Annotated in this window: 6 protein-coding genes and 1 tRNA gene; 4 read left to right on the forward strand and 3 right to left on the reverse strand. The window is 70.7% G+C overall.

Translation table 11 applies throughout. From position 1 onward, the window contains the following. Positions 1 to 101 precede the first annotated feature (101 nt). Together EAO71_RS15635 and EAO71_RS15640 are read left to right on the forward strand one after the other, a co-directional pair. The gene (locus tag EAO71_RS15635) at positions 102 to 1,322 is read left to right on the forward strand and encodes an acetyl-CoA C-acetyltransferase (protein WP_147978281.1); all 1,221 of its coding nucleotides are present in this window, start codon (positions 102 to 104) and stop codon (positions 1,320 to 1,322) included. 442 nt (positions 1,323 to 1,764) lie between these two features. Next, on the forward strand, positions 1,765 to 2,601 hold the full coding sequence (locus EAO71_RS15640) for a hypothetical protein (RefSeq protein WP_187282679.1): 837 nt from the start codon (positions 1,765 to 1,767) through the stop codon (positions 2,599 to 2,601). 58 nt (positions 2,602 to 2,659) lie between these two features. On the opposite strand, the gene EAO71_RS15645 is transcribed toward EAO71_RS15640, so the two are convergent. Further along, the gene (locus EAO71_RS15645; RefSeq protein ID WP_147978283.1) at positions 2,660 to 2,989 is read right to left on the reverse strand and encodes a hypothetical protein; all 330 of its coding nucleotides are present in this window, start codon (positions 2,987 to 2,989) and stop codon (positions 2,660 to 2,662) included. 100 nt (positions 2,990 to 3,089) lie between these two features. Here EAO71_RS15645 and EAO71_RS15650 point away from each other — a divergent pair, with 100 nt between their 5' ends. Further along, positions 3,090 to 3,320, forward strand: coding sequence for a DUF4287 domain-containing protein (locus EAO71_RS15650; protein WP_147978284.1), 231 nt, complete (start codon positions 3,090 to 3,092; stop codon positions 3,318 to 3,320). 255 nt (positions 3,321 to 3,575) lie between these two features. Here the strand turns inward: EAO71_RS15650 and EAO71_RS15655 are convergent, their stop codons facing one another. Further along, the gene (locus tag EAO71_RS15655; RefSeq protein ID WP_147978285.1) at positions 3,576 to 4,463 is read right to left on the reverse strand and encodes a Bax inhibitor-1/YccA family protein; all 888 of its coding nucleotides are present in this window, start codon (positions 4,461 to 4,463) and stop codon (positions 3,576 to 3,578) included. Positions 4,464 to 4,594: 131 nt separating this feature from the next. After that, a tRNA-Leu gene (locus EAO71_RS15660) sits at positions 4,595 to 4,676 on the reverse strand. Positions 4,677 to 5,078: 402 nt separating this feature from the next. Here EAO71_RS15660 and EAO71_RS15665 point away from each other — a divergent pair. Beyond that, positions 5,079 to 5,849, forward strand: coding sequence for an ABC transporter ATP-binding protein (locus EAO71_RS15665; RefSeq protein WP_147978286.1), 771 nt, complete (start codon positions 5,079 to 5,081; stop codon positions 5,847 to 5,849). The last annotated feature ends 205 nt before the right edge of the window (positions 5,850 to 6,054 follow it).

The following is a 6,054-nucleotide window of genomic DNA, read 5'->3' on the forward strand; positions in this document are numbered from 1 at the left end:
TCGGGCATCACACCGTCTGCACGGTGACCGAGACGATACGTACAGGTAACTTCCCCTTCAGTCCTGCCAGAACCGCACCCCAGAACCCTCATGGAGCCGTGATGCCCGAAGCCGTCATCGTCTCGACCGCCCGCTCCCCCATCGGCCGGGCCTTCAAGGGCTCCCTGAAGGACCTGCGCCCCGACGACCTCACCGCGACCATCGTCCAGGCCGCTCTCGCCAAGGTCCCCGAGCTGGACCCGCGCGACATCGACGACCTGATGCTCGGCTGTGGCCTTCCCGGTGGCGAGCAGGGCAACAACCTGGGCCGCATCGTCGCCGTGCAGATGGGGATGGACCACCTGCCCGGCTGCACGATCACCCGCTACTGCTCGTCGTCCCTGCAGACCTCCCGCATGGCGCTGCACGCCATCAAGGCGGGCGAGGGCGACGTCTTCATCTCGGCCGGTGTCGAGATGGTGTCGAGCTTCGTGAAGGGCAACTCCGACTCGCTGCCGGACACGCACAACCCGTACTTCGCCGAGGCGGAGGCCCGTACGGCCTCGGTCGCCGAGTCCGAGGGTTCGACGTGGCACGACCCGCGCGAGGACGGCGTCGTCCCGGACGCGTACATCGCCATGGGCCAGACCGCGGAGAACCTGGCGCGGCTGAAGGGCATCAGCCGCCGGGAGATGGACGAGTTCGGCGTGCGGTCGCAGAACCTCGCCGAGCAGGCCATCAAGAACGGCTTCTGGGAGCGCGAGATCACCCCGGTGACGACGCCGGACGGCACGGTCGTCTCCACGGACGACGGCCCGCGCGCCGGCGTGACCCTGGAGGGTGTCCAGGGCCTCAAGCCGGTCTTCCGCCCCGACGGTCTGGTGACGGCGGCGAACTGCTGCCCGCTGAACGACGGCGCCGCGGCGCTGGTGATCATGTCGGACACGAAGGCGCGTGAGCTCGGCCTGACGCCGCTCGCCCGCATCGTCTCCACCGGCGTCTCGGGCCTGTCCCCCGAGATCATGGGCCTCGGCCCGGTCGAGGCCTCCAAGCAGGCCCTGAAGCGTGCGGGTCTGACCATCGGCGACATCGATCTGGCCGAGATCAACGAGGCGTTCGCCGCGCAGGTGATCCCGTCGTACCAGGACCTGGGCCTGGATCTGGACAAGGTGAACGTGAACGGTGGCGCCATCGCCGTCGGCCACCCCTTCGGCATGACGGGTGCCCGCATCACCGGCACGCTGATCAACAGCCTCCAGTTCCACGACAAGCAGTTCGGCCTGGAGACGATGTGCGTCGGCGGCGGCCAGGGCATGGCCATGGTCATCGAGCGGCTGAGCTGAGCCGGAGCGGAGGGTAGGGGTCGCCCGAGGCACGAGGGCGGCACCTGCCCGCAGCGGTGGCGAGGCGCAGCGCGACCCGGCAGGCCGAGCGGCTGAGCTGAGCCGGAGCGGAGGGTAGGGGTCGCCCGAGGCACGAGGGCGGCACCTGCGTTCCGTGGCGGGGCGGTTCGGTGCGGTCGGGCACCGGCAGCGCTCCCATGGCCTGACTGCGGGGATTCCAACCGTCCCGCGTCCCAGCCGTGACCGAATCTCCCCCAGGATGTGACCTACGTCCCGGGGGAGAGTCGTTTCTGCAGGTCACGGCCACATCGGGACTAAACACCGGGCATAAATACCTGTCCAATTCGTGACGTAATGCACTGACAGGAGGCACACCCTCAGGCCAAGCTGATGTAGGAAGTCGGGGGATCGACTCGGAATCGGGAGTACGTCAGTGAGCGCCATGTCTCTTGCCCTGCTGGTGACCACGGCCGCCGCCACGGCCGTGGGCGCCGCCGCCCTGCACGCTGCCCACGGTCTCCGTAAGCAGGTCGCCGCTCTGCGTAGCGAACTCGCCGCCGCGCACGGTGTTTCCGTGCCGCACGCCCGGCAGTCGCCCGTCGCCGAGATACGCGCCGCGGTCGCCGAGGCGCTGGCCGAGGAGCGGGAGCGGGAGCTCGCCGAGGCGCGCGCCTTCTGGGCCGCCCAGGAGGCCCGGGACTCGGCCGACGCCCCCTCGCTGCTCGGCGGACTGTCGGGCTCCGGCGAGGACGCCCCCTTCTTCGTGCCGCGCCAGGCCGACTTCGTGGGCCTGGAGGCGATGGCGCTGGAGGCGATGGAGGCCGAGGCCGCCGCTCTCGACGGCGTCGCCGCCGAGAGCGTCCTGGAGGAGTTCCCCGAGCTGACCGAGTACGCCGAGGACTCCCCGGAGCTCGCCGCGGCCCGCCGTCGGCACCCCTCGCACCCCGACTTCGTCCCGGTGCAGACACCCGTCGTGACCGACCACGAGCGCACGGTGGCCCGTCTCGAGGAGCTCGCCGACACGGCCACCGCGCTGACCGACGTCCGCCCCGGACCGCTCGGCACCCTCGACGTGTACGTCTTCGCCGACGGCACCACGCTCTGCATGACCCCCGGCCACCGCGAGACCGCCGAGCGTCTCGCCGAGGCCCTGCGCGCGGGCCACACTCCGGTCCTGCTGGGCGGTTCGGGCATCTCCGGCGCCTACGCCCTGACCTTCTCCTGCGGCGACACCGAGAGCGTCTACATCCTGGCGGACCGGGTCATCGCCTCGCTCTGACCGGCGCGACGCACCGCGCGGCCGCCGGCACACCGCGCCGCGCGCTCCGGCCGGACGGCTACAGCCCCGCCCGGCGCTCCGCCTCACGGACCAGCCCCACGGCCTCGTCCCGTTCCCTCTCCCGGGAATCGGCCGGGGCCGTTCGCAGGATTTCGGCCAGATCGTGCCCGGCGACCACGAGTTGGTCCGCGACGGCGAAGACCCCCGCGTCCGGGATGACCCGAAGGGGGCCGTCCGGCTCCTCGATCCGTTGCGCGCGCAGCGCCAACTGCCTTGCCAGCTCCAGTCCTTCGGCGGCGGCACCACGCTGGAGGCGGCTCTGCGGGGCGGCCCGCAGGCGGTCGGCGAACCGCTCGACGACGGCGTTCAGTTCACTCGTATCAAGCACTCCGCGACCCTACGCGCCCTCCAGGGACTGTTGCCAACGGGCGAACGGTCAGGCACGGTGACGGGAAGGAGCACACGGCAACACGCGTCCGGAGGCGCCGATGTCCCACGCTTTCTCCGAAGAGACCCATCGCAACCTGCTCGCCCGCATCCCCCATTGCACCGGTCGTGAAGTCTCCGACTGGCTTCGCACCGTCGACGAAGGCCCTTCTCTCGTCCGCTTCGAGGAGAAGGTGAGCTGGCTCAGGGGTGCACACGACCTCGCGTACGGCCACGCGAAGGCGATCGTCCACGAGTACGACCTTCGTCGAGCGGCCCGCCGGCTGCTCTGACCGGGAGGCCGCCGAAGCCGGCGGACACCGGCGTCCCGTCCCCTTCAGGGCTCGAAGGCCCGCCCGGCAGCACCCCGGGCGGGCCTTCGGGCGTCCGGGCCGCCCACCCGCCGGCCCCGCCCGCTCCATCCGCTCCCCCGCTCCGCCCGCGCCCCCGCACGCCGTAGGGCCCGCCCGGCGGATGCCGGACGGGCCCTACGTCATGTGCTCACGTGCTCACGCACGCACGGGGCGACCGGGCCGCCCGCGGGTGCGTCAGTCGTCGCCCTGCAGGATCGACAGCAGGCGCAGCATCTCCAGGTAGATCCACACCAGGGTCATGGTGAGGCCGAAGGCGGCCAGCCAGGACTCCTCGCGCGGGGCGCCGTAGGTCACGCCGTCCTCGACCTGCTTGAAGTCCAGGGCGAGGAAGCAGGCACCGAGGATGATGCCGATCACGCCGAAGAGGATGCCCAGGCCGCCGCTGCGGAAGCCCAGGCCGTCACCGGCGCCGTCGAAGAGGGAGAACAGCGCGTTGACGGCCATCAGCAGGACGAAGCCGATCGCCGCCGCCATCACGAAGCCGTAGAAGCGGCGGGTGACGCGGATCCAGCGCATCTTGTAGGCGATCAGCACGCCGGCGAAGACCGCCATCGTGCCGAGCACGGCCTGGGCGACCACGCCGGGCGAGATGTAGGTCGAGACCGCGGCGGAGATGACGCCGAGGAAGACGCCCTCGAACGCGGCGTAGGCCAGGATGATCGCCGGCGAGGCCTTGCGCTTGAACGACTGGACCATGGCCAGGACGAAGGCGACCAGCGCGGCGCCGATGGCGATGCCGTACGACTTGCCGAGGTTGGCCTCGTCGACCGGGAGCAGGAACCACGACAGGGCCGCGGTGATCACGACGGTGCCGAGCGTCATGGCCGTACGGCTCACGACGTCGTCGATCGTCATCACGTCGCCGCGGGTCTGCGGCGGGGCGGCGTACTGGGTGTCCTGCGTCGCGTACGGGTTGGTCGCGTAGGGGTTGCCGGTGCCCTGGGCATACGGGTTCGTCCCGACGGCGGGGCCCCCGGCCTGCGGCTGCTGCGCGTCGAAGCCGGCGGGGCCGTGGTCGCGGCTGAACCCCCGTCGCGAGAAGACCGGGTTACTGCTCCTCATCTCACTCCTCCATGGCCGCACTGCGCAGCCTTGCGTCAAGAGTAATGCGGAAGCAAAAGAAGCACCCTAGTGCTCGGGGAGGATCTTTTTCACGATCGCGGTGAGCTCGAGGGCGGGACGAGGGGGAGCTGTGCCCGGAACCGGACTCGAACCGGTACGGCCCGAAGGCCAGCGAGGTTTAAGCTCGCCGTGTCTGCATTCCACCATCCGGGCATGGCGCGCGTCGCCGCGTTGGCACATGAGCCTATCGGGACGCCTCCCCCGTTCAGCCGAACAGCTTCCCGATGTTGTCTTATTTTATTGAGGTCTGAGGGTGTGTCAGTGCAGGTGGGGGCCCCATCGGCAAACTGTGACGGGGCTCGCAGGCGCAAAGGCGTCCACCTCGGAATGACGGAAAGTCGCCGCCCTGTGGCGCACTCCCCCACGGGGTACCCGGTCGAGGAGCACTCCCGGGGGACCCGTCGGGGTTCCCGTCATACCTCAGGAGGACAGGGCGGCCCCCCGATGCGACTCCAGGCTGCCCCGGGAACGGGCACGTGGACGGACGACCTCGGCCGGAACGGCCGACACGATGGAGTGGTTCCCGAGCAGCCGAAGTGACAGGAGTCCCCCCTCGTGAAGACCACCACCACCGTGCCCCGCGCCACCGCGGTGGCAGCCCGCGCCACGGATCTCTCGAAGGTCTACGGACAGGGCGAGACCCAGGTGGTCGCACTCGACCGGGTCTCCGTGGACTTCCGGCAGGCCGAGTTCACCGCGATCATGGGCCCCTCCGGTTCCGGCAAGTCCACCCTGATGCACTGCGTCGCCGGGCTGGACTCCTTCAGCTCGGGCTCCGCCCGCATCGGCGACACAGAGCTCGGCACCCTGAAGGACAAGCAGCTGACGCAGCTGCGCCGGGACAAGATCGGCTTCATCTTCCAGGCGTTCAACCTGCTCCCGACGCTGACCGCGCTGGAGAACATCACCCTGCCCATGGACATCGCGGGCCGCCGGCCCGACAAGCAGTGGGTGGAGCAGGTCATCGACATGATCGGCCTGTCCGGCCGGCTCGGACACCGTCCCGCGCAGCTCTCCGGCGGCCAGCAGCAGCGCGTCGCCGTGGCCCGCGCCCTGGCCTCCAAGCCCGAGATCATCTTCGGTGACGAGCCCACCGGAAACCTGGACTCGCGCTCCGGCGCCGAGGTGCTGGGCTTCCTGCGGAACTCGGTGCGCGAACTGGGCCAGACGGTCGTCATGGTCACCCACGACCCGGTCGCCGCCTCCTACGCGGACCGTGTCGTCTTCCTCGCGGACGGCCGGATCGTCGACGAGATGATCGCCCCGACGGCGGACGGCGTGCTCGACCGCATGAAGGCCTTCGACGCCAAGGGCCGTACGAGCTGAGGCCACMCCGAGCAGCCCGATGCTGCCGCCGCCGTACGCCGCGCCCGCCGCGATCCGCCGTGCCACCCTCGCCCTCGACATGGGCATGAAGGCCTTCGACGCCAAGGGCCGTACGAGCTGAGGCCACTCCGAGCAGCCCGATGCTGCCGCCGCCGTACGCCGCGCCCGCCGCGATCCGCCGTGCCACCCTCGCCCTCGACATGGG

The sequence above is a fragment of the Streptomyces sp. MS191 genome, from assembly GCF_008042125.1.
Classification (GTDB): Bacteria; Actinomycetota; Actinomycetes; order Streptomycetales; family Streptomycetaceae; genus Streptomyces.

Excerpts from the sequence above, each read along its gene's own strand:
- EAO71_RS15650 (WP_147978284.1), top strand. The coding sequence starts at position 3,090 with ATGTCCCACGCTTTCTCCGAAGAGACCCATCGCAACCTGCTCGCCCGC.
- EAO71_RS15635 (WP_147978281.1), top strand. The coding sequence starts at position 102 with ATGCCCGAAGCCGTCATCGTCTCGACCGCCCGCTCCCCCATCGGCCGG.
- EAO71_RS15640 (WP_187282679.1), top strand. The coding sequence starts at position 1,765 with ATGTCTCTTGCCCTGCTGGTGACCACGGCCGCCGCCACGGCCGTGGGC.
- EAO71_RS15655 (WP_147978285.1), bottom strand. The coding sequence starts at position 4,463 with ATGAGGAGCAGTAACCCGGTCTTCTCGCGACGGGGGTTCAGCCGCGAC.